The organism is Paenibacillus sp. Y412MC10, assembly GCF_000024685.1.
Taxonomy (GTDB): Bacteria; Bacillota; Bacilli; order Paenibacillales; family Paenibacillaceae; genus Paenibacillus_AQ; species Paenibacillus_AQ lautus_A.
Genome location: NC_013406.1, coordinates 1598926 through 1618878, shown reverse-complemented (window position 1 = coordinate 1618878; position 19953 = coordinate 1598926). Strand labels below are relative to the sequence as shown.

Below are 19953 nucleotides of genomic sequence, written 5' to 3'. Positions count from 1 at the left end.
ATCAGCTCCTAATCTTCGGATTGAATATTTCATCCATGCCGGTGTTCATCATGTACAAGGAAAAGGTGATGATGGCGATGGAAATCGCCGCCGGGATAAAGGCCCACCAGGCCCCGGCAACCGGCGCTTCGAAGACGAGCGCCCAATTCATGATGATGCCGAGGGAAATCGTGTTGTAAGGGCCGAGTCCCAGCATCGAGATGGAAGCCTCGGAGAGAATGCCCGATGCCGTCTGCAGCACGAAAGCCATCACGACATAAGAGGCGATGTACGGCAAAATCTCCGAGACAATGATGCGCGGCGTGCTGTACCCGGATATTTTGGCGATGTTCACGTGATCCCGGTTTCGCAATGAGGAGGTTTGCGCCCTTACGGCCCTGGCCGTCCAGGGCCAGCTGGTGATGCCGATGATGACCGCCGTGACAAACGAGCTGCGCGAATCGATGCTGACCGAGATCAAAATCAGGATGACAAAGGAAGGAATCACGATGAAAATGTTGGTGATCGCGGTCAGCAGATTATCGATCATGCCTCCGATATAACCTGAGGCTAAACCGATCACAAGGCCGATAACGGTAGCAAATACCCCGGCAATCAGCCCCACCTGCAGGGAGGTCCGAATGCCGTAGATCAATTCAAGAAATAAATCCCTGCCGAAGTTATCCGACCCCAGCAGCAGCTTCGAGTCCGGCGGTTGATATGCCAGCGCGATCATTTCCAGCGGGTCATTGCGGTTAAAGAGCGGGTAGATCAGCACCATGCCGATCATGGCCAGCAGCATGCAGGCTCCGAACATAAACTTTGGCGATTTGATCAATATGCGAAAGGAACTGTTCATATTATTGATCCTCCATCTGAGCGGCCTTGATTCTCGGATCGATCCAGCCGTAGATTAAGTCGATCGTAAAGTTGGCCAGCAGCACAGCCAGGGCGATCAAGAGGGTGCAGCCCGAAATTAACGGATAATCGAGCTGACGGATCGCCGTGAACATCCAGGTTCCGATCCCCGGATAACTGAATACGATCTCGCAAATCAGAGAGCCGCCTACCATCGTGCCGATGGATAACGCCAGTCCCGTTATCTGGGGCAGCATGGCGTTCCGGAATACATATTTCGCGATCTTGGAATCCCGTATCCCGAGCAGCTTGCTGTACAGCACATAATCCGAATTGAGCTCATAGATGGACATCTCGCGCATGCCGATGGCTTGACCCCCGATGGTCACCAGCACGATCGACAGGAACGGAAGCGTGTGATGCCGAAGCACCGAAGCGAAGAATTCAAAGCTGAGCGTCGGCACCATCTGATAGTCGTAGCCGCCATGCAGCGGAAACCAGTTCAGGGACAGCGCGAACACGTACAGCATGATGATGGCCAGCGTGAAGAACGGAATGGAATTCACGAATAAAGCCACCGGAAAAATCACTTTATCGAACACGCCCTTGCGGTATGCCGCAACGGCGCCCAGCACGTTGCCGATGATCCAGCCAACCAGGATGGCCGGAAGCTGGAGACCGATCGTCCACGGCACTGCCGAGGCCAAAATCTCCGTGACCGGTTTCGGATACAGCCCGAACGAAGTGCCCAGGTTGCCGGTCGCCAAATTTTTCAGATAGATGAAGAATTGTTCCCATAAAGGCTTGTCGATGCCGAACTCCACGAGAAAGGTCTCATAGACCCGCTTGATCGTATCGCTGTCGGTCATCCCCTGCGTCATCTCGGACACGATCATGCTGACCGGATTCCCCTCAATCATCCGGGGCAACAGAAAGTTCAGCGTAACGGCGATTACCAGCGTCAGAAAATACCAGAAGAACTTCTTGACGATATATTTTCCGTAAACACTCAAGCAGCTCACCCCCATGAATCGCACCTTCGAATTTGGTGGAAAAGAGACCTATATCAGGGGTGCTAATCCACCAATACAGGTCTTCGTTCAATGAGTTATATCCTCAGTTATGAATCTGATACAGCGACTTGATGCCGGCCCCGTCCATGGAAATTTGAGGAGGGATGTTGCTGCCGTCCCCTTCGGTCGGGAAGCCCTTCCAGACCGATTCATTAACCGTATCGAATACCCATGGACGATACATGAGCGGAATCGACGGAATATCCTTCAACCAGATTTGGGTCAATTCGGTGTAGAGCGCTTTCAATTCGGCTTCGTCCGAAATGGTAGGAATCTTCTCGATGATGGCATCCGCCTGATCGTTCTTGTATCGGCCCCAGTTGTAGAATGCCATTTCGCCCATTGGCGCAACGCCTTTGGAGTACATGATGGTCATGGCGCGGTTCCACGGCTGGCTCGGGCTGACTCCGCCCGCAGGCGTGTTCATGATAATGTCGAACTTGCCGGTCTGAAGATCATTGGTCCATACCGGCGCTTCCGGGAATTTGGTCCGAATCTCGATGCCGATCGCTTTCGCGTTCTGGGCGACGATCTCAAGCGCCGCGTTCCAATCCGACCAGCCGTACGGACATTCAATCTCAAACGGACCGAGTCGGGTACCGTTCAGAACGCGGATGCCGTCTTTCCCTTTCGCGGCGCCGATGGAATCAAGCAGCGCATTGGCCGCCTCCACGTCCGTTGTCCACTGGAGCGGTTTGATGGCCGCCTGGTCCACATATTTCGCTTCGGCCTCCGTATTGAGCGTCAATGACGGCTCCATCGGGGCGGAGTAGCCGCTGATGGCCAGCTCCGAGATTTTGCCGTAGTCAATTGCCATGGCAATCGCTCTGCGAACATCCGCATTGTCGAGCCCTTCCTTAGTCATGTTGAAGAAAATCGACGGCATGGAGCCCGGCACATAATAAGGCGCCTCTTTGATATAGGTTTTGACCGGAGCTCCGCCCTCCCACATTTTCCATACCTGCGGAATAAACTGCTGCGATACGTCGACTTGGCCGCTCTTGAACGCCAGATCGCCCGCGGCATTATCTTTATAGATGACATGCGTGATGTACTTTGGAGCCGGCAGCTTGCCAAAGAGCTTCTGGCCCCAATAGTTATCGTCCCGTATAATCGTGATTTTCTGGTCATTGTAAAAATACATTTTATAAGGGCCTGTTCCGACCGGGTCCTCGTTGACTTCCTTCCGAATGGCGGCAAGGTCGTTATTGGCTTTCTTCTCGACCTCTTCCCAGACATGTTTAGGCAGCATCGGCATGATCTCAATGCTGTCGAGCACCGTCAACTTGTTCGGATTGTCTTTATTGAGTTTGATGTTCACCGTCTGCGGTCCGTCTGCCGTTACGTCCTCGATGTACGTCCAGAAGCTGCTCCAGTTGATGTCATACTTTTTGCCAAGTTGGTAGGTATAGACGACATCGTCGGAGGTGAACGGCTTGCCGTCGCTCCATTTGGCATCCTGGTTCAGCTCGATCCGCAAGTTGAGATCGTCGGTCCATTCGTACTTGGTCCCAAGCAGCGGCTCTAACTCGCCTGTGAGCTGGTTGACCATAAACAACGTTTCATACACCAGTTCCCTCGAATTTCCGTAGTTGATCGGAAACGCCGGGTTTCCGCTAAGCAGGTTGAAATTCGTGGGCGCTCCCCATTGCAAGCCGTTCACGTAAAGCGTTTCGTTTCTCGGCGTTGCTTTCGCATCGCCCTGCGGTGCCGGTTCTTCGCTTCCTCCGGGCGTCTTAACTCCTTCATTAGGCGGCGGTGTTTCTGATGCTGTCGGCGGCGGCGTTACGCTTTGGCACCCTGCGACAAAAAAAGACGCGGCCAGCAATAGAATGAACATGGGTCTCAGAACGGTTTTCAGCTTCACTTGTGAACCCTCCCATTCATGGAAATGTGTTCTCACTTAAGTGCTGAGTATCCGAGTCGAACATCGGTTGTCTGCAAGCGCTTTCTTGATGGATTTATATGTACCTCGTTTCGATCTGAGTACGAATTATTTTTTTTGTCATTTTTATTCAAGCCTCAAGGATTTTTCCATTTGACGTCGAACTTGAATGGACATGGTAATCTAGCGGACGATCCGATACTCTTCAAAGGGGTGGGCCTACTGCCTGTGATCAAAGATGTTTTGCTGCAGCTGTTGTTTGCATTGATGCCTTTTGTTGCATACAACATCTATTACAGAAAACTGACAGTCAACTATTCCCGTAATTTCATCATTGTCATTTGTTCGCTGTGCATGCTGCTGTCCATGACCTTTGCTTCGTCTGTCCAAAGCGGTCTGATCTTTGACGTACGGTATGTCATTATGTTCTTCGGCATGCTGTTCGGAGGGTTCCTGACAGGGGCAATTCTGCTCGTGGAATTTCTAATCTACAGATTGTACATTGGCGGATCCGGCACGATCGACGCCATTATAATCTTGATCTTTACGTTCCCGCTGTCCGTTCTGCTGTCATTCCTGTATCACCGAAGCAAACACAAATTATGGATCATTTTTATAGCCGGCATCAGCTTCTCGGTCCTTCCGCTCCTGGTACTCTATATAACCAAGCCTGACTACATCATGAATTACTTTGTTTTTAATATTTTAGCCATGCCGGTTCATAACTCGCTCGGGATATGGCTTCTCGTGACCCTGTTTAACAAGTCCGTATCCGACAAGGAGCTTTATCTGCGGTATATCCAGAATGAAAAAGCCGAAGCCGTGAATCATGTCGCCGCCTCCCTTGCCCATGAGGTCCGCAATCCGCTGACCACCGTGCTAGGGTTCCTGCAATTGATCAAAAGCGGCACGTTCCCTCCGGAAAAGACCGAACGATTCCTAGAAATCAGCATGGAGGAAATTCGCCGAACCGAACAGATCTTGTCCGAATACCTCTCGATCAGCAAGCCTCACTTGCCGTTCCAGCAGCGAATCGAGCTTACCGCCCAAATCAAGTCCGTCGTTGAGCTTATGACTTCATATGCCAATATGAGCAACGTCACCCTCAGCACGGACTCTCCCCAGTCGAATCTCTACATTTCGGGGAGTCCTGCAGAGCTCAAGCAACTGCTGGTCAACTTTATTAAGAATGCGATCGAGGCGTGCAAAGACGTCGACAACGGCATGGTCAACATTACCGTCTATGAAGAAACGGACCAGGTGGCCGTGGAAATCAAGGACAACGGGATCGGCATGACACCCGAGCAGCTAAGCCGTCTCGGTTCGATCTACTATTCCACCAAAATGAGCGGCACCGGGCTTGGGCTCACCTTCTCCTATCAAGCCATCCGCGCCATGAACGGAAGCGTCTCGGTACGAAGCTCGCCAAGATCGGGAACTGTGTTTCTCATCACGCTCCCGCGCGCGAAACTGAACCCGTAAGCGATGACGCACGAGGTCCGTTTTACGAAAAAGAGAGACGTCTTTCGCAGTGAAAGAGCGTCTCTGTTTTATTGGGCTTGCAGCATAATTTCTTTGGCCTCAAAACTTCTGTTGTTCTTGCTTATGTTCAACGGCTTTTTTAACGTGATGCGGATAAGATCGCCTTCCTTTAGCTCATCCAGCGTGATAGCTCCTCCTCCACTTGCCTTCAGGGAAGTCGATTCGGTGACCAGCACCTCACAGTGGTACCCCTCATCCGTGTGATTCTTCCGGTTACGATTCACTTCGTCGGAGCAATCCACGGCAATCCTGTCGTCTTCCAGCGAATAAACCGCGGACTCGAACACCGTTACATCACGGGTACATCCTGCCGTAAACAGGAACAGCAGGCACATAAACAGCCTCAGCTTCATACCGCAAACCTCCATATACCTGCTTAAGCAGTTTTCATTAACATAGAGTGACAGGCAAAACGAGTCATCATTAGGTTTAGTGTAACATCGGCCCATCCATTGCGCTTCAAAAAAAAGCAAGGAGCGGGGAGGATCCCCTGCTCCTTGCGTTACTTTCGTTCACCCATTCTTCCTTACTGGTATTTAGGAAGCCAGTCTCCGTGCGCTTCGATCAAGTCGTCGCACAGGCTCTTGATGTCATCCATGGACAATTCGGCAGCCGTATGCGGATCCAGCATCGCCGCATGATAGATATGCTCCTTCTTGCCGGTTGCCGCGGCTTCCAGCGTTAGCAGCTGGGTATTGATATTTGTGCGGTTCAGCGCGGCACACTGCGGAGGCAGATCGCCAACATAGGTCGGCGTCACGCCGCTGGCATCGACCAGACACGGAACCTCGACGCAGGCTTCCTTCGGAAGGTTCGTGATCAGTCCCGTATTCATCACATTGCCGCCGATTTTGAACGGAACATTGGTCTCGATCGCTTCTAAAATGTAGGATGCGTATTCATGGGAGCGGTTGTGCGTCAGATCCTGGTTGTTGACCAGATCCTCGCGCATTGCCTTCCATCCCTCGATTTGGTTCACGCAGCGACGTGGATATTCATCCAGCGGGATGTTAAAGCGCTCGATCAGCTCCGGATAGTTGCGCTTGATGAAATACGGATGGTATTCGGCGTTATGCTCGGACGATTCGGTAATGTAGTAACCGAAGTTCAGCATCATCTCGAGACGGACCATATCATGGTGCTTCTCCTTCTGCTTCTCCGCCGCACGCTTCTTGATTTCCGGATACAGGTCCACGCCGTCCTTCGTTACCTCAAGCAGCCATGCCATATGGTTGATGCCGGCGATTTTGGCCTGCACGCCTTCCTTGTCTATTCCCAAATTATCGAACAGATGCGGGATGCATGCCTGAACGCTGTGGCACAGACCTACGGTTTGCACGCCGCCCAGCGTGTTCATGGCATTGGTCAGCACTGCCATTGGATTCGTATAGTTGAGGAACAAGGCGTTCGGACAAACCTCCCGCATATCAGCCGCGAAATCCAGCATGACCGGGATGGTGCGGAGGTTGCGGAATATTCCGCCGATTCCCACGGTGTCCGCTATCGTCTGTCTTAGCCCGTATTTCTTCGGAACCTCGAAGTCCGTGATCGTGCACGGGTCATAGCCTCCAACCTGAATCGCGTTAATGACGTATTTTGCTCCGCGAAGCGCTTCCTTGCGGTCGCCGTATGATTTTACGACACAGGTGCTGCCGCTGGTTTTCTTTATGTTATTCAGCATGTTCTCCGAGTCTTTCAAACGAACGGGGTCAATATCAAACAAAGCAAGTTCAAATCCCTGCAAAGCCGGCGTCTGCATGCAATCACCCAGGACGTTTTTGGCAAATACGGTACTTCCTGCTCCGATGAATGTAATCTTAGACATCAATAAATGCCCTCCTTAAACTCCATAAATTAATACGCTTTCACATGACTAACTATAAGATAATCGGCCTTTTTTGAATATGGAGCAAAACAAGTGCCATATGGACATTTGTCGTGCGATTATGTAATCTAACTCTATCTCATATCCGCTCAATGATCGATTTCGCACACGTTTAAGGAGGAGCCAAAAAGATGTCCATTTTGCCGGACCACACCCTTTATACGATTGGCATGAACCCTTCGCCCGGGGGTCATGACCTGAACATTCTGTTCAGCGGCGAAGGCATGCCCGTACCCCGCCACAAAATCGGGCCCATCATCCATGATTACTGCCTTATTCACACCGTCCTGACAGGCCAAGGCGTGTTCGAATGCGCTGGCACGGTGCATCACTGCCGGGCAGGCGATACCTTCGTGATCCTTCCCGGCGTTCTGTTCAGCTATGAAGCGGACGACCGGAATCCCTGGCACTACAACTGGGTGGCTCTGCAGGAGAAAGGCACCAACCTGCTGCTGGCTGATATGGGCGTTACACCCGTCAGGCCGATTATCCGCTGCACGGAAGAAACCGAACTGAACGACCTGGCCGAGATGTACCGTCATCTGCGTCTCGGGTTTAACCAATCGGATCACCCTTGGCTGGAGGATCTTCAGGCATCCGGGTGGCTCCGATTGCTGCTCCATAAGCTGGCCATGTTAAACCGCGAGCATCTACCGTCGAGCTCCAATGACGTGCCGGATATTGAGCGGGGCGTGAGACAGACGGAGCGCTGGATTTCGACCCAATATCACCAGCAGCTGTCCATAGATCAGATGGCGAAGGCACTCGGCTATCACCGGGCCCATCTGTCCAAGATGTTCAAACAGCATACGGGCCTTTCGCCCATGCAGTACCTCATGAAGGTACGCATCGAGAAGGCCAAAGCACTCATGAGATCGTCCTTCTCCATCCATGAAATTGCCTCCTCCGTCGGTTTCAACGACGCTCTCTATTTCTCCAAGCAGTTCCGCAAATGGACAGGCATGACCCCCAGCGAATATAAGTACAGCCTGGAAAAAAGCTCGAATAAAACATGATCCTGATATGAAAAGAGCTCCCGGCATGAATGCCGGGAGCTCTTCTATAAATAACACCAACTGCCTTTTAACTTATGCCTGCGCCTCATACAGCTGGACAATCTCGATAATCGTCTGGACGGCCAGTACCATATTGTCGGCGGACACGTATTCATATCGTCCGTGATAGTTCTCCCCGCCCGTAAAAATGTTCGGTGTCGGCAGGCCCATGTACGACAGTTGGGAACCGTCGGTCCCCCCGCGGATCGGTTCGATGATCGGCTTGATTCCCAGCTTCTCCATCGCGGTCTGCGCGATGTCGACCACTTCTTTGACCGGCTCGATTTTCTCCCGCATATTGTAATATTGGTCTTTCATCTGAAGCACGATCCGCTCGGCTCCATACTTGTCCTGAAGCTCTTCGACGATGGAAGCCAGCTTGGCCTTCCTGCCTTCGAACAGCTCCCGGTCATGGTCGCGGATAATATAACGAAGCTCGGTCACCTCCACATCGCCTTCGATGGAAGTGAGATGAAAGAAGCCTTCATACCCCTCGGTATGTTCAGGCGCTTCTTCCGAAGGGAGCATGCCGTTCAGCTCCATGGCGATTTTCGCCGCGTTGACCATTTTGCCCTTGGCCGTTCCGGGGTGGACATTCTTGCCTTTGCAAGTCACGAGCGCGGCCGCCGCATTAAAGCTTTCGTATTGCAGTTCTCCCAGCGGCCCCCCATCCATCGTATACGCGTATTTGGCGCCAAAGGCCTCCACGTCGAATTTATGCGGTCCTCGACCGATCTCTTCGTCGGGCGTGAAGGCCACGCGGATTTTGCCGTGCTTCAGCTCCGGATGCTGGATCAGGTAATTCATCGCCGTCATGATCTCTGCAATGCCCGCTTTATCGTCGGCGCCCAGCAGCGTTGTGCCGTCCGTTGTCACGAGCGTATGTCCTTTGTAACCGCTCAGCTCCGGAAAATCTTGCGGGGAGAGGATCACGTTCTGCGCTTGATTCAAAACGATGTCTTGTCCGTCATATTGTTCGACGATCCGCGGTTTGACGCCGGCACCCTTAAAATCGGTCGCCGTATCGATATGTGCCAAAAAGCCGATGGTCGGGACGGGTTTATCCGTGTTAGCCGGAAGCGTGGCCATCACATAACCGTTCTCATCCATGGTGACTTCCTGCATGCCGATGCCCTTCAGCTCGTCCACCAGCAGCCGGCCCAGCGTCAGCTGCCCCGGGGTAGAAGGGCAAGTGTGGCTGTTCTCGTCGGATTGCGTATCCATCTGCGCATAGGTAATGAGTCTGTCGATTACTTCTTTTTTCATAAATTCTCAACTCCAATACGTATGGTATGTAAGGTGCACCTCTCAAATCCATCAAGAGTATACCATATTTGCCTGCGCTCAAAAAAATAACCGCTCCCCGAAAACCAGGGGAGCGGTCAGGCTATGGCCAAAATGAAACGTTGATTTATTCAAAAGCCGGGAGCGCGATCTCGGAATAGTTCTCCTCGAAGAATTTCTTCACTTCGGGGCTGGTCATCGCCTGGGCGAGCTTTTGAATCGGCTCGGAATCCACGTTATCCTTGCGGGCCACCAGCGTAATAGTGAAATCGGAGTCGTTGCCCTCGGTTACCAGTGCATCCTTCTTAGGCGTCAGTCCCAGAGGTTTGGCATAGGCCGGCGTCATGGCCACCATATCGACGTCGTCGAGGGTGCGGGCCAGCATCAGCAGATCCACCTCGGTGAACTTGTATTGATGCGGGTTCTCGACGATGTCGGCCTGCGTCGCTTGGATGCCGACGCCTTCCTTCAGCTCGATCAGACCGTTCTTCTCAAACATCACCAGGGATCGGCCGATGTTGGAAGGATCGTTAGGAATCGCTATCGTTGCGCCGTCCGGAAGCTCTTCGATGGTTTTGTATTTTTTGGAGTACGCGCCGAAAACGGCATTATAGATCGGCGTGACCGGAACCAGTTCCGACCCGTTGTTCGCATTGTACTCTTCCATGTACGGTACATGCTGGAAGAAATTCGCATCCACCTCATTATGGGCAAGTGCATTGTTCGGCTGCACATTATCGGACAGAATTCGGATGTCCAGATTGATGCCTTCTTCCTTCAGCATCGGCTTCACGAGCTCTAGCACTTCCGTCATCGGCGGAATGAGCGTTGCGACCTTCAGCGTCACTTCTTCTTTCCCTTCGGGCGCCGCGCTCTCCGGGGCTTCGTCCTTGGCTGGCTGCTGTCCGCAGCCCGCAAGCGCAAGCATGAGGGTCAGCAGAAGCAGCGATAATTTCTTATTCATTTTAGGTTACCTCCAGGTAAAAAATAGAATCTGTGCAAGCATGTTCAAAACCGCAATTATACTTTTCTTTTGTCCAGCAGCCTGGAAGCCAGGTTCCCGCCGAACTGGATCGATTGTACCAGAATGATCATGATGATGATCGTAAACGTCATGATCTCTTCCTCGAATCGCTGGTACCCGTAGCGGATCGCGAAATCCCCGACGCCGCCCCCGCCCACGATCCCCATGACCGTGGAGTACGAAATAAAACTGATCGTGGAGGTTGTCAGTCCGAGCGCAAGACCCGACCTGGCCTCCACATACAGGAACTTGAATATCATCTGGATCGTGGAGGCCCCCATGGAAGAGGCGGCCTCCATCACTTCCTTCGGCACCTCCAGCAGGGATTGCTCAACCAATCTGGAGTAGTAGGCAACTGCTACGACGGATAGCGGCACGGCAGCGGCCACCGTGCCGAGCGATGTACCGACAATCCACCTTGTGACCGGAATCATGGCAACGACAAGCAGCAGAAACGGAAATGACCGTATAACGTTGACCAGCGCATTCAGAATGGAGAACAATAGCCGGTTCTCATACTGCTGTCCTTTTCGGCACAGAAATAGCAGTGTTCCGACCGGAAGACCCAGTATTATAGCGGCAGCAATCGAAATGCCCACCATAATGAACGTCTCGCCGATCGCCCGCCATATTTCATGCTGATACTGGAGGACATAGGCCAAATAATCGTTCACGTATTGAATGATGTCATTCATAGAAGCCCAGTCCCCCCGTTTCTTCAGCACCGTTAGTTGGAGTTCCGGTACCTCGAGGCACCTCTCCATCCTGTTGGCGATTACGGTACGTTCGGGTCAAGCGGCCGTCCTCCATCACGGACAAATGGTCGCAAATGCCGTTCACCACGTCCATTTCGTGCGAGACGATGACGATCGTAACCCCCAGCGTCCGGTTAATATGTCTTAACACATCCAGAATATCCGCCGTCGTCCGCGGATCCAGGGAAGACGTCGGCTCATCGCACAGCAATACGGTCGGCGAATTGGCCAAGGCTCTGGCAATCGCTACCCGCTGCTTCTGGCCGCCGCTAAGCTGAGCAGGATATGACTTCGCTTTATCCTCCAGCCCGACAAAGCGCAGGACCTCCTGAACGCGCTCCGCACGGGCAGCCTTCGGTACCTTTGCCAGCTCAAGCGGCAGGGACACGTTGCCCCATACCGTCCGGTTGCTGACCAGTTGGAACAGCTGAAAGATCATGCCGATGGACCTTCTTGCCTCCCGAAGCTCCCTGCCGCCAAGGGCAGTCAGCTCCCGTCCATTCACCGAGACTTTGCCGGCGTCCGGTCTCTCCAGTACGTTCATGATGCGCAGCAGCGTCGATTTACCGGCTCCGCTGGCGCCGATGATGCCGTGTATGCTGCCCTCTTCAATATCGAGAGAGACGGCATCGATTGCCAGGTAACGGTCCGCGCCGTTGCCATAGCTTTTACTGACCTCTTGCAGCGAGATCATCCTAACATCCCCCTCCTTGCCACATGAAGAAAGCCCGCGTGGCGATACCGCCTGCGAGCACATGATGCTGCAACAACAATTGAATCATACCATAATTTTAGACAAAATGTGACACCCCTTGCCCACTGCCAGAAAGTGCATGCTCTCAAGATAAATAAAGCTGATGTCCATACATGCCCGTTAAGCGTTCAACCGCCTTATCCAGCAAACCTTCCTCAAAACCCTCCAGGCCTTCGATGGCTTGGATTTTCTCCGCAGCCGGCATCTCCTTCTGAAGATGCAAACTCCAGTTCACGATCGCCTGCACCGCATCTTCATGCTCAAACTGGCCGTAATAGATATGCGCTTTGTACAGATAACTCTCGGCATGCTCGGGCACCACCTTCAGCACCTCGTCAAAGGCAGCCAATGCCGCATCTTCGTCCTGATCCTTGTAATAAATCTGCCCCAGCCTGAAATATGCCCCGGGATGACCCGGCGAAAGCTCCAGCACTTGCAGCGTATCCTCCTTCGCGCGCGCGTAGTCTCCCATCGAATAATAAATTCCGCTTCGCAGGCTATACAGGCTTCCCTGCCCCGGGTTCAAGCTGAGCCCCTGAGCGCAGTCCGCCAATCCCCGCTCGAGCTGGCCGGTCTCCACGAAGCAAACGGCGCGGAATTCATAGAATCGCGGATTGGACGGATGCGCTTGAATCGCCTGGGAATACGCGTCGATGGCAAGGTCCCACATGCCCATCTCCTTGTAAATATGACCGCTGGCCGCCAGGTACGTCGGGTGCTCGGAGAAGGCTTCCTCCTGCTTAACCGCTTCCTGCAGCTCCAGCAGCGCTTCCTCGTTGCGTCCTTGAAGATAGAGCACGTAGCTGAGCTTGTTGCGGATTTCGGTCCCGTCCTGGAGCGCGGCCGCTTCCTTCAAAGCCTGCTCCGCAGACGGCAGATCGTTCATCTCCATATAAATATCGGCACGCTGCACATAATTGGGCGCGTCATCATGCTCAAGCTTAAGCAGCTTGTCATTGATCGCCAGCGCCTCCTCCTGGCGACCCAGCCGGTAGTAGCAGTCGGCCATCCAGTAGCAAGCCAGCGGGGAATCCGGCTGTCTCGCATACAGCTTCGAAATCAGCTCGAAGGCTTCCTCTTCCCGGGCATCCTCGCGGTAGATACGGGCCAAATCGAAATAAGCGCGGTAATCGTCCGGTTCCGCCTCGATCGCCCACTCCAAATCGGCTTTGGCCGCAGCTTTGCTGCCGGACCGGTTCAAGACCTCCGCCCTCTTTAAGTAAAGTTCGTACGAATCCGGATACCGTTCAATGGCCTCCGACAGATAGTGCTCGGCCTGCCCCAAATCCCCCAGCTGCACGTACAGATCCGCCATGGGCTTCCGGAAGGAATACGCCTCGCGCGCTTGCCGCTGAAACGTCTGGAATGCGCCATAGCTGTAGTTGGTGCTTCCCGCGAACAGCGCATATCCGCCATCCGCTTCCGCTTCATACCGGTCAGCCAGCTGGATTCCCTCCTGCAGGACGCCCACGGCTTCCTGCACATGATCCATCAGATCCAGCGACACCGACAGCATGTAGTAATACATCGGAATGGCGCGCTCCGGCTTCTGGATGCTTAAACGAAAATAGCGCGCCGCTTCCGCCGGGTTCCGGCTCTCGTAATAGGCCATGCCCAGTTCATAGTAGGTCGAAATTACCGTGCTGTCGTCCTCTCGCTTGATGCTTTCCTTTAGATCCCGGATCGCCTCGTCGTACTGGTTCAAATCCTTGTGCGCAATGCCCCGGGTATACCAATTCATATAATTGTCCGCATTCAATCGAATCGCTTCATCCAAATCCTCGATGGCCTCGCGCTCCCGGTTCAGCTCCCGCAAAATATGGGCGCGCCGCTCGTACGCGCGATGGCTGCCGCTCGTTTCGATCACGCGTCCCAGATAAGCCACGGCCTCATCCGAATAGCCGCTGTTGTGCAGCAGTTCCGCATAGTGCAACTTGTCATTAAAACTTGTAATGGCGCTTTCGCCTTTTCTCATATATTTAAGGGCTTGCTCAAAATCCCGCTTCTTCCTGTAATGGTTCCCGATACGGAACCAGATCCGCTTCATCAACTTCATGGTGGCTCATCCTTTGTATGTAGATGTTATTCTTGGGCTCCTATGATTAGAGCCGGGGCAGCTTTCGCCTTATCTCTATATTATACTTCCTCTATGTCCATTTGCACCCAAATTAAAGAGGAACCTCCTGCAGGCTCCTCTTTCGGTGTGTATCCTATTATATTGTATAAAGATACCAAAAATGTGCAATCCAAAATATTACTTCCGATTATTTAGTGAAATTGATCTTCCATTTTCCGCCAACGGGTTTTTCCGGCATGGTATGCAGCAATGCCTAGCGAAATTCCCCAGACCAGAAAGAGCGCATACCAGAAGTATCCCCACGCCGCCATGGGGCTTGCATCTTGAGCAGCGTGCATCGGGGCCGACTGAACGCGTCCAACCGCTAACAGATACTGCAGGGCGAAATAGATAAATCCCCATAATGACAACAACACCGAACCGGCTGTTGCCGGAACAACTAACATCCATTTCGGCAGTCGTCTCCCCCAAGGCCTGGTGAAAGCTAGCGCGAATACGGCAGCCAACATAGCGATGGTTCCCATTCCCCAGTAGCCGATCGCATGTGACCAAAAATCATCCGGCGTCTCCTGGAAATCCCCGGGGAATGCAAACCCAAAGCCAAGCCCCCACCAATAATGGGGGAGGGCATACAGCACAGCAGCAATGCAGGCAACAACCCCCGCTTTTTTCATTCTTGATTCATTCATTTCATCACCTCAAGCTCATCATACCTATCTAAAGAGAGCATTAAGTTGACTCGAAGTTTAAGTTTCGTTTAAGTTTCCGCCCAAACCATAGCCAAAGGCGCCGCTGGGAGTGGACTTCACTTCCCATTGCAAGTTCATTTCCTTTGTCTGTTCATAAGCGAGCGCCCCACATTCATGAGCACACCCGGTATCCGCCCCCCCGGATCGTTTCTATAATTTGAGGAGAGCTTGAATCGATCTCGATCTTCTCCCGTAAATGGCGAATATGCACCATAAGCGATTTATCGCCATGAATATACGGTTCTCTCCATACGGCCTCGTAGATTTGCTTTTGGGTCAATATTTGATTCAAATGATCGATTAAATACATGAAAATGTGAAATTGCTTCCCCGTAAGAACGATTTCATCCATCGTTTCCGTATTTAATATACGGTTCGTTCTCCGGTCAATATGTAAATGCTTCACCTGGAGGTTATCCGAAGCCATTGAACCAGAACGTCTTAACAGCACCTGAATGCGCGCAGCCAGTTCGTCGGGATGAAACGGCTTGGTCATGTAATCGTCGGCAAAGGATAGCCCTTGCAGTTTATCCTCCATTGACGTTCTGGCAGTCAGCATTAAGATCGGTACATCCGGACGGCGCTGCTTGAACCGCTGTCCGATCGTATAGCCATCCAATCCTGGGATCATGATGTCCAGTATGACCAGGCTGCACGTTTCAAAATATTCCATAGCATCATGGCCTGAAGTCCTCCAGATCACTTTATAGCCAAGTTCGATTAAAAAATCTTTGGACCAAGCGCCGATCTCCTTATCGTCTTCTATGTATAGAATAGTAAATCTCATCGTCTATGTTTGACTCCTTATGAGGGATATACTGGTAGTTTAGCATATTGGAGTGAAACGAGGGCTCCTATTTGAAGCCCTCTCCTGATTTTGTCAGTATACCTTATGAATCACGTCTTCAAAATCGGGATCTTCCATATCGATATCGTCCAGCTCGCCCCAACGGCCCAGCTCTTTAAAAATATCAAGCGTGTTCATCTCGCGGCGGTTCACCTCAATCGTGACGGTGTTATCCAGAGAACCTGTCACGCGGATCGGGACGGAAAGATTGCCTTCCCCCTGAAACTGCTCAGGGATAACAAAAGGTCCGCGGAAGGTCACGGTGATGACCGTAGGCAGCCCGATCGTCTCGCGCAGGGACTTCACCGTTCCATCATAGGAAAGCTCGCCGTTGTTAATGACCATTACGCGATTGCAGAGCTGTTCGATATCATCCATGTCATGCGTCGTGAGCAGGATGGTCTTGCCGAATTGCTCGTTGACCAGCTTGAGAAAATGGCGGATGTTCCGCTTGGCGTTCACGTCCAGGCCGATCGTCGGCTCATCCAGGAACAGCACGTCCGGATCATGCAGCATCGCGGCCGCGAGGTCGGCGCGCATGCGCTGCCCGAGCGACAGCTTGCGCACAGGCGTTTCCCAGAACGCCCGTAAATCCAGAAGTTCTGCAAACTGTCCGAGTCTGCGCTCCTTATCCTTCTGATCCACGCTGTACATTTTCGCCAAAATATCGTAGGAATCCTTCACCGGCAAGTCCCACCACAGCTGGCTGCGCTGACCGAATACGACGCCCAGATTGTTCACGACGCTGCGCCGTTCCTTGTGCGGATTCAAACCTCCGATCGATACGCTGCCCGAGGTCGGGTGGAGAATGCCGGTCAGCATTTTGATCGTTGTGGATTTGCCGGCGCCGTTCGGACCGATGTAACCGACGAATTCCCCCGGCTCTACTTGAAAGCTGATCCCCTTCACGGCTTCCTTCGTCCGGTATTCTCTCGTAAACAGGGTTCGCAGACCGGAGAAGCGCCCCTCCTTCACGACCGGCGTTTTGAACTCCTTGCGTATGTTGCTCACTTCAATCATGGACGCATTCCTCCTTTAGCTCCCTGTACTTTGATATTTCGTCAAACCAAACTGCCAGAATTTCAGACTTAAGATGAGACATAACAGGGCCGCTCCAGCCAACGCAGGCAGCACCCAGGCTCCGAGCTCGCCCCGAAGTATGTATAGCGACGGGACATAATTGACCAAACCGACCGGGACCACGATCAGCAGGATCGACGACATCCATTTGGGATACAACGTGAGCGGATACTGGGCCGCCGTCCGGGCCGCATCCTCCGTCAGGTTCTGAAGCTCGGTGATCCGGGTCGTCCAAAAACCGAAGGTTGCGGTCGCCAGGCCGATCGAGAACAGGATGACGGCACCCGTAACGATAATGTACAGCGATTGCGGCACCGCGCTCCATCCCACCTGACCTGCTGCCATCATGCCATGCAGCGACCACCAGAGCAGAAATCCGCCCTGCAGCACTTCGCCCAGCATGATCCGGAATTTCTGCGGCATGAGCGCCAGCAGCACCGGCATGGGACGGGTCAGCAGCTGGTCAAGCTCCCCGTTGACCAGATATCTCTCAAGATGATGCACTTCATCCGCAAGCGTCCGGTAGAGCGTCTTCGACAGCGTCATGACGGCAAACAAATACCCGATTTCATGCATGGACCAGCCCTGAATGGCTCCGAACTTGTAGAGGACGATGGCGACCATGAGAAACTCGGAAATTTGGATCAATGCGGCAAGAAACGAAGCCAGGATGAAATTGAATTTGTACTGCATGCGGCTTTTGATGCTCGTTCGGATCAGCAGCGCATACAGGGATAGCCAGGATCTCGCGGTCATCCTCCCTGCACCTCCACTTTCCGCCTTAGGAAGCCGGTAGCCAGCAGGCTTGCCAGCGTCATCAGCACGCACCATGACAACGTGCCCCACAGATGGGAAACGTCATCGAAGCCCAGATAGATCCGGGTCGGCACATAGAGCAGATACGGATACGGCGACCACCAGGCAATCGCTTGAAGCCAGCCCGGCAGCCATTCGATGGGAATGAAGAAACCGGCTAGGAGATTGATCATCGCGTGGTTGCCCCAATACAACCAAGACGATTCCGTTGTCCATAATGCCGATGCGCCGATGAGATAGTTGATGCAAATCGATAAGTAGGCGGCGCCTGCTAGCGCAATGGCAACGTAGAGGAAGGTGACTGCTTTTCCGGGCAGCTGCAGTGAGAAGGCAAAATAATACACCAGGTAAATCGGGATGGATTTGTAAACGAATTGGTAGGCGACTTGACCCCATTCCTTGGCCATCAAATGACTGAACAAATGAACGGGACGCATCAAATCCAGGGAAATATGGCCGGTTCGCACGGCTTGGGGAATGCCGAGGCCATTCGTGACGAAACTGGAAACCCAGAGCGCGGCTTGCGTAAAGGCGATGTAACCGACCATTCCCTGCGTTCCGTAATCTCCGAGCGCGTAATCGGCGCCGAGACCGAGCCAGATACAGGCATACATGAAGCCGAACATCGCACTGGCGACATTGTGCACCATGTGGGCGCCGCGGTACTGCAAATTGCGGGCATAGGCTTTGGAAGCCAATGTGAAATAAAGCATGAAGCACCTCCGATAAGCATTTTAGATGGCGGACCCATCCACTTCAGACAAGGCGAAAATGAGAGAAGGACAATAGCATACCAGAACGTTCCATTTCAGGCAAGGATTTTTTCGCAAGCATCTTTCCTTTTCAGTAATTGATATAATGAATTTCCAAGAGAATTTATCAAGGAGTTATGTTTTAGAAAAAATTAAGGCGGTCCTACTGAATGGGGAATAAAAACAGAAACCCGAGGATGAAATCCTCGGGATCTTTTACTTACTTTTTCTAGTTTTAGTGAATCCTGTACTTTGGATATAGCGTCTAGCTTTCTCATTGCGTAGGACATGGGTTCTATCTTCTCTACTTCTTAGGAGGTACACCAAGTCACAGTGACTTCTGGTGATCCTCTATAAATGAGATACCAATTATAAGTGTTCTAAAGCTTTCTCGGCTTTAGCACGTAAACTTGTTTTTCTTTTTTTGTTTTCTCCTTTAACATCTTTAGTAGTAAATTTCATCAGACTTTTGGTATCAATTAACTTATTTTCGATCGCATCCTCCAAAATTTTGAATTCTCCATAATCAAACTTTCTAATGCTAAAAAGTAATAGTTTTGATAATCGCTTACCAAACTTAATAGGAGCTCCACATCAATATCTTCTTTCTCACTAATCAAGAAAGCATATTTTTTATATAGAATATGCTCTTTTACTCCTTTAGGAAGAGGAGGTTTTAATATCAGAATATATCCTACCCCTGTTATAATTAACAACTCGTATTTAAAGGACTATAATCGATCCGAGAGTGATCAATTAAAGTGGGAGCAAACATATCAAGCATATAAGAATCTTAGAAATAGAAACACTCTAAATAAGGGTCAAAGTGATGCCTACCACTCTATAATTAAAAGATTAACAGATTTATAAGAATTTACGCTTGAAAATTGTGGGGAGTGCTGTATGTTCATAAATCGTATATATCAATCAAGAGAAGGCCTTATTCAAAAATTTAAAGTTATTGATGATAGTGCCGAAGCTATTTTTAAATTGAACAACGAAGTTTTATATTTAACTATAAAATCGAATTCAAATGATGAATTATTGCTAGAAATTAAGGATTTTAAAAGAATCGAGGATGCTCCACCGATTTCATTAGTGGATGAATCATTTTATTTGATAATGGATAATGTTAGTACAACGAACAATGGTGAGAAGTATTTAAAACCTATTTTGGATTTTTTAGAATCTATTCTTGCCCTTGTCATTTTTATCCCAGAGGTTAAATACAATGACATAGATCAGAAAACGCTTAATGTGTTAACCAGGGAATACCTTCCTGATCTATCATATGAAATTGATGGAAAAGAATATATGTTACTTCAATCAGCAAGTAATTTAGTGTAATTAATATTTAAATTAATCTCCAAAAAGTCATCGTAGATGACTTTAGAAATGCTTCCTTTACGTGAACAGGTGAAATATTAAAATCTGTTACTGTATGGGGAGCATTTTTTTTCTTTAAAAAGGAACACAAGCCGGGCCAGGTTAACAATTTAACCGCCATCCATTCCTCTGTTCTCACACCCAATTATTTT

General features: G+C 51.3%; 19 protein-coding genes. 3 read left to right on the top strand and 16 right to left on the bottom strand.

Going from position 1 to position 19953, the window contains the following annotated elements; genetic code table 11:
* Position 1: 1 nt before the first annotated feature.
* The 3 genes from GYMC10_RS06780 to GYMC10_RS06770 form a co-directional block, all read right to left on the bottom strand.
* Positions 2 to 838: an ABC transporter permease gene (locus GYMC10_RS06780; protein WP_009591588.1), complete on the bottom strand. Its 837-nt coding sequence runs from the start codon at positions 836 to 838 to the stop codon at positions 2 to 4.
* A 1-nt stretch (position 839) separates the two neighbouring features.
* A complete protein-coding gene (locus GYMC10_RS06775) occupies positions 840 to 1850 on the bottom strand; it encodes an ABC transporter permease (protein ID WP_085981266.1) in 1011 nt (336 codons plus the stop codon).
* Between the two features lie 103 nt (positions 1851 to 1953).
* Positions 1954 to 3777 carry an ABC transporter substrate-binding protein gene (locus GYMC10_RS06770; protein WP_015733867.1) on the bottom strand — a complete coding sequence of 608 codons (1824 nt, stop codon included), beginning with the start codon at positions 3775 to 3777 and terminating at the stop codon, positions 1954 to 1956.
* 246 nt (positions 3778 to 4023) lie between these two features.
* Here GYMC10_RS06770 and GYMC10_RS06765 point away from each other — a divergent pair, with 246 nt between their 5' ends.
* Complete coding sequence (locus tag GYMC10_RS06765; protein WP_228468782.1) at positions 4024 to 5277, top strand: sensor histidine kinase; 1254 nt, start codon at positions 4024 to 4026, stop codon at positions 5275 to 5277.
* 68 nt (positions 5278 to 5345) lie between these two features.
* Here GYMC10_RS06765 and GYMC10_RS06760 read toward each other — a convergent pair whose 3' ends face one another.
* Entirely contained in the window at positions 5346 to 5690 is a 345-nt protein-coding gene (locus GYMC10_RS06760; RefSeq protein WP_015733865.1) for a hypothetical protein, read from the bottom strand.
* Between the two features lie 173 nt (positions 5691 to 5863).
* Positions 5864 to 7162 carry an alpha-glucosidase/alpha-galactosidase gene (locus tag GYMC10_RS06755; protein ID WP_015733864.1) on the bottom strand — a complete coding sequence of 433 codons (1299 nt, stop codon included), beginning with the start codon at positions 7160 to 7162 and terminating at the stop codon, positions 5864 to 5866.
* Between the two features lie 191 nt (positions 7163 to 7353).
* Here GYMC10_RS06755 and GYMC10_RS06750 point away from each other — a divergent pair, with 191 nt between their 5' ends.
* Positions 7354 to 8238: a helix-turn-helix transcriptional regulator gene (locus tag GYMC10_RS06750; RefSeq protein WP_015733863.1), complete on the top strand. Its 885-nt coding sequence runs from the start codon at positions 7354 to 7356 to the stop codon at positions 8236 to 8238.
* Between the two features lie 72 nt (positions 8239 to 8310).
* Here GYMC10_RS06750 and pepT read toward each other — a convergent pair whose 3' ends face one another.
* The 11 genes from pepT to GYMC10_RS32470 all read right to left on the bottom strand — a co-directional run bounded on the left by pepT (position 8311) and on the right by GYMC10_RS32470 (position 18922).
* Positions 8311 to 9543, bottom strand: coding sequence for a peptidase T (gene pepT, locus GYMC10_RS06745; protein ID WP_015733862.1), 1233 nt, complete (start codon positions 9541 to 9543; stop codon positions 8311 to 8313).
* A gap of 145 nt (positions 9544 to 9688) precedes the next feature.
* Positions 9689 to 10525 carry a MetQ/NlpA family ABC transporter substrate-binding protein gene (locus tag GYMC10_RS06740; RefSeq protein WP_015733861.1) on the bottom strand — a complete coding sequence of 279 codons (837 nt, stop codon included), beginning with the start codon at positions 10523 to 10525 and terminating at the stop codon, positions 9689 to 9691.
* A 56-nt stretch (positions 10526 to 10581) separates the two neighbouring features.
* Complete coding sequence (locus GYMC10_RS06735; RefSeq protein WP_015733860.1) at positions 10582 to 11280, bottom strand: methionine ABC transporter permease; 699 nt, start codon at positions 11278 to 11280, stop codon at positions 10582 to 10584.
* Positions 11273 to 12034 (bottom strand): methionine ABC transporter ATP-binding protein, encoded by a 762-nt coding sequence (locus tag GYMC10_RS06730; protein ID WP_015733859.1) that lies wholly within the window; start codon positions 12032 to 12034, stop codon positions 11273 to 11275. The genes GYMC10_RS06735 and GYMC10_RS06730 overlap by 8 nt, the downstream gene beginning before the upstream one ends.
* A gap of 145 nt (positions 12035 to 12179) precedes the next feature.
* Complete coding sequence (locus GYMC10_RS06725; protein ID WP_015733858.1) at positions 12180 to 14150, bottom strand: tetratricopeptide repeat protein; 1971 nt, start codon at positions 14148 to 14150, stop codon at positions 12180 to 12182.
* A gap of 212 nt (positions 14151 to 14362) precedes the next feature.
* Positions 14363 to 14860: a DUF3995 domain-containing protein gene (locus GYMC10_RS06720; RefSeq protein ID WP_015733857.1), complete on the bottom strand. Its 498-nt coding sequence runs from the start codon at positions 14858 to 14860 to the stop codon at positions 14363 to 14365.
* A 172-nt stretch (positions 14861 to 15032) separates the two neighbouring features.
* Positions 15033 to 15707 (bottom strand): response regulator transcription factor, encoded by a 675-nt coding sequence (locus GYMC10_RS06715; RefSeq protein WP_015733856.1) that lies wholly within the window; start codon positions 15705 to 15707, stop codon positions 15033 to 15035.
* 93 nt (positions 15708 to 15800) lie between these two features.
* Positions 15801 to 16787 carry an ATP-binding cassette domain-containing protein gene (locus GYMC10_RS06710; protein ID WP_015733855.1) on the bottom strand — a complete coding sequence of 329 codons (987 nt, stop codon included), beginning with the start codon at positions 16785 to 16787 and terminating at the stop codon, positions 15801 to 15803.
* Between the two features lie 15 nt (positions 16788 to 16802).
* Positions 16803 to 17603 carry an ABC transporter permease gene (locus GYMC10_RS06705; protein ID WP_009591717.1) on the bottom strand — a complete coding sequence of 267 codons (801 nt, stop codon included), beginning with the start codon at positions 17601 to 17603 and terminating at the stop codon, positions 16803 to 16805.
* Positions 17600 to 18376, bottom strand: a complete 777-nt coding sequence (locus tag GYMC10_RS06700; RefSeq protein WP_015733854.1) for an ABC transporter permease — start codon at positions 18374 to 18376, stop codon at positions 17600 to 17602. Before GYMC10_RS06700 ends, GYMC10_RS06705 begins: the two co-directional genes overlap by 4 nt.
* A 408-nt stretch (positions 18377 to 18784) precedes the next feature.
* On the bottom strand, positions 18785 to 18922 hold the full coding sequence (locus tag GYMC10_RS32470; protein ID WP_187293012.1) for a hypothetical protein: 138 nt from the start codon (positions 18920 to 18922) through the stop codon (positions 18785 to 18787).
* Between the two features lie 396 nt (positions 18923 to 19318).
* Here GYMC10_RS32470 and GYMC10_RS06695 point away from each other — a divergent pair, with 396 nt between their 5' ends.
* Positions 19319 to 19762 (top strand): hypothetical protein, encoded by a 444-nt coding sequence (locus tag GYMC10_RS06695; RefSeq protein ID WP_015733853.1) that lies wholly within the window; start codon positions 19319 to 19321, stop codon positions 19760 to 19762.
* The last annotated feature ends 191 nt before the right edge of the window (positions 19763 to 19953 follow it).

Excerpts from the sequence above, each read along its gene's own strand:
- GYMC10_RS06780 (WP_009591588.1), bottom strand. The coding sequence starts at position 838 with ATGAACAGTTCCTTTCGCATATTGATCAAATCGCCAAAGTTTATGTTC.
- GYMC10_RS06760 (WP_015733865.1), bottom strand. The coding sequence starts at position 5,690 with ATGAAGCTGAGGCTGTTTATGTGCCTGCTGTTCCTGTTTACGGCAGGA.
- GYMC10_RS06755 (WP_015733864.1), bottom strand. The coding sequence starts at position 7,162 with ATGTCTAAGATTACATTCATCGGAGCAGGAAGTACCGTATTTGCCAAA.
- GYMC10_RS06750 (WP_015733863.1), top strand. The coding sequence starts at position 7,354 with ATGTCCATTTTGCCGGACCACACCCTTTATACGATTGGCATGAACCCT.
- pepT (WP_015733862.1), bottom strand. The coding sequence starts at position 9,543 with ATGAAAAAAGAAGTAATCGACAGACTCATTACCTATGCGCAGATGGAT.
- GYMC10_RS06740 (WP_015733861.1), bottom strand. The coding sequence starts at position 10,525 with ATGAATAAGAAATTATCGCTGCTTCTGCTGACCCTCATGCTTGCGCTT.
- GYMC10_RS06735 (WP_015733860.1), bottom strand. The coding sequence starts at position 11,280 with ATGAATGACATCATTCAATACGTGAACGATTATTTGGCCTATGTCCTC.
- GYMC10_RS06730 (WP_015733859.1), bottom strand. The coding sequence starts at position 12,034 with ATGATCTCGCTGCAAGAGGTCAGTAAAAGCTATGGCAACGGCGCGGAC.
- GYMC10_RS06725 (WP_015733858.1), bottom strand. The coding sequence starts at position 14,150 with ATGAAGTTGATGAAGCGGATCTGGTTCCGTATCGGGAACCATTACAGG.
- GYMC10_RS06720 (WP_015733857.1), bottom strand. The coding sequence starts at position 14,860 with ATGAATGAATCAAGAATGAAAAAAGCGGGGGTTGTTGCCTGCATTGCT.
- GYMC10_RS06715 (WP_015733856.1), bottom strand. The coding sequence starts at position 15,707 with ATGAGATTTACTATTCTATACATAGAAGACGATAAGGAGATCGGCGCT.
- GYMC10_RS06710 (WP_015733855.1), bottom strand. The coding sequence starts at position 16,787 with ATGATTGAAGTGAGCAACATACGCAAGGAGTTCAAAACGCCGGTCGTG.
- GYMC10_RS06705 (WP_009591717.1), bottom strand. The coding sequence starts at position 17,603 with ATGACCGCGAGATCCTGGCTATCCCTGTATGCGCTGCTGATCCGAACG.
- GYMC10_RS06700 (WP_015733854.1), bottom strand. The coding sequence starts at position 18,376 with ATGCTTTATTTCACATTGGCTTCCAAAGCCTATGCCCGCAATTTGCAG.
- GYMC10_RS06695 (WP_015733853.1), top strand. The coding sequence starts at position 19,319 with ATGTTCATAAATCGTATATATCAATCAAGAGAAGGCCTTATTCAAAAA.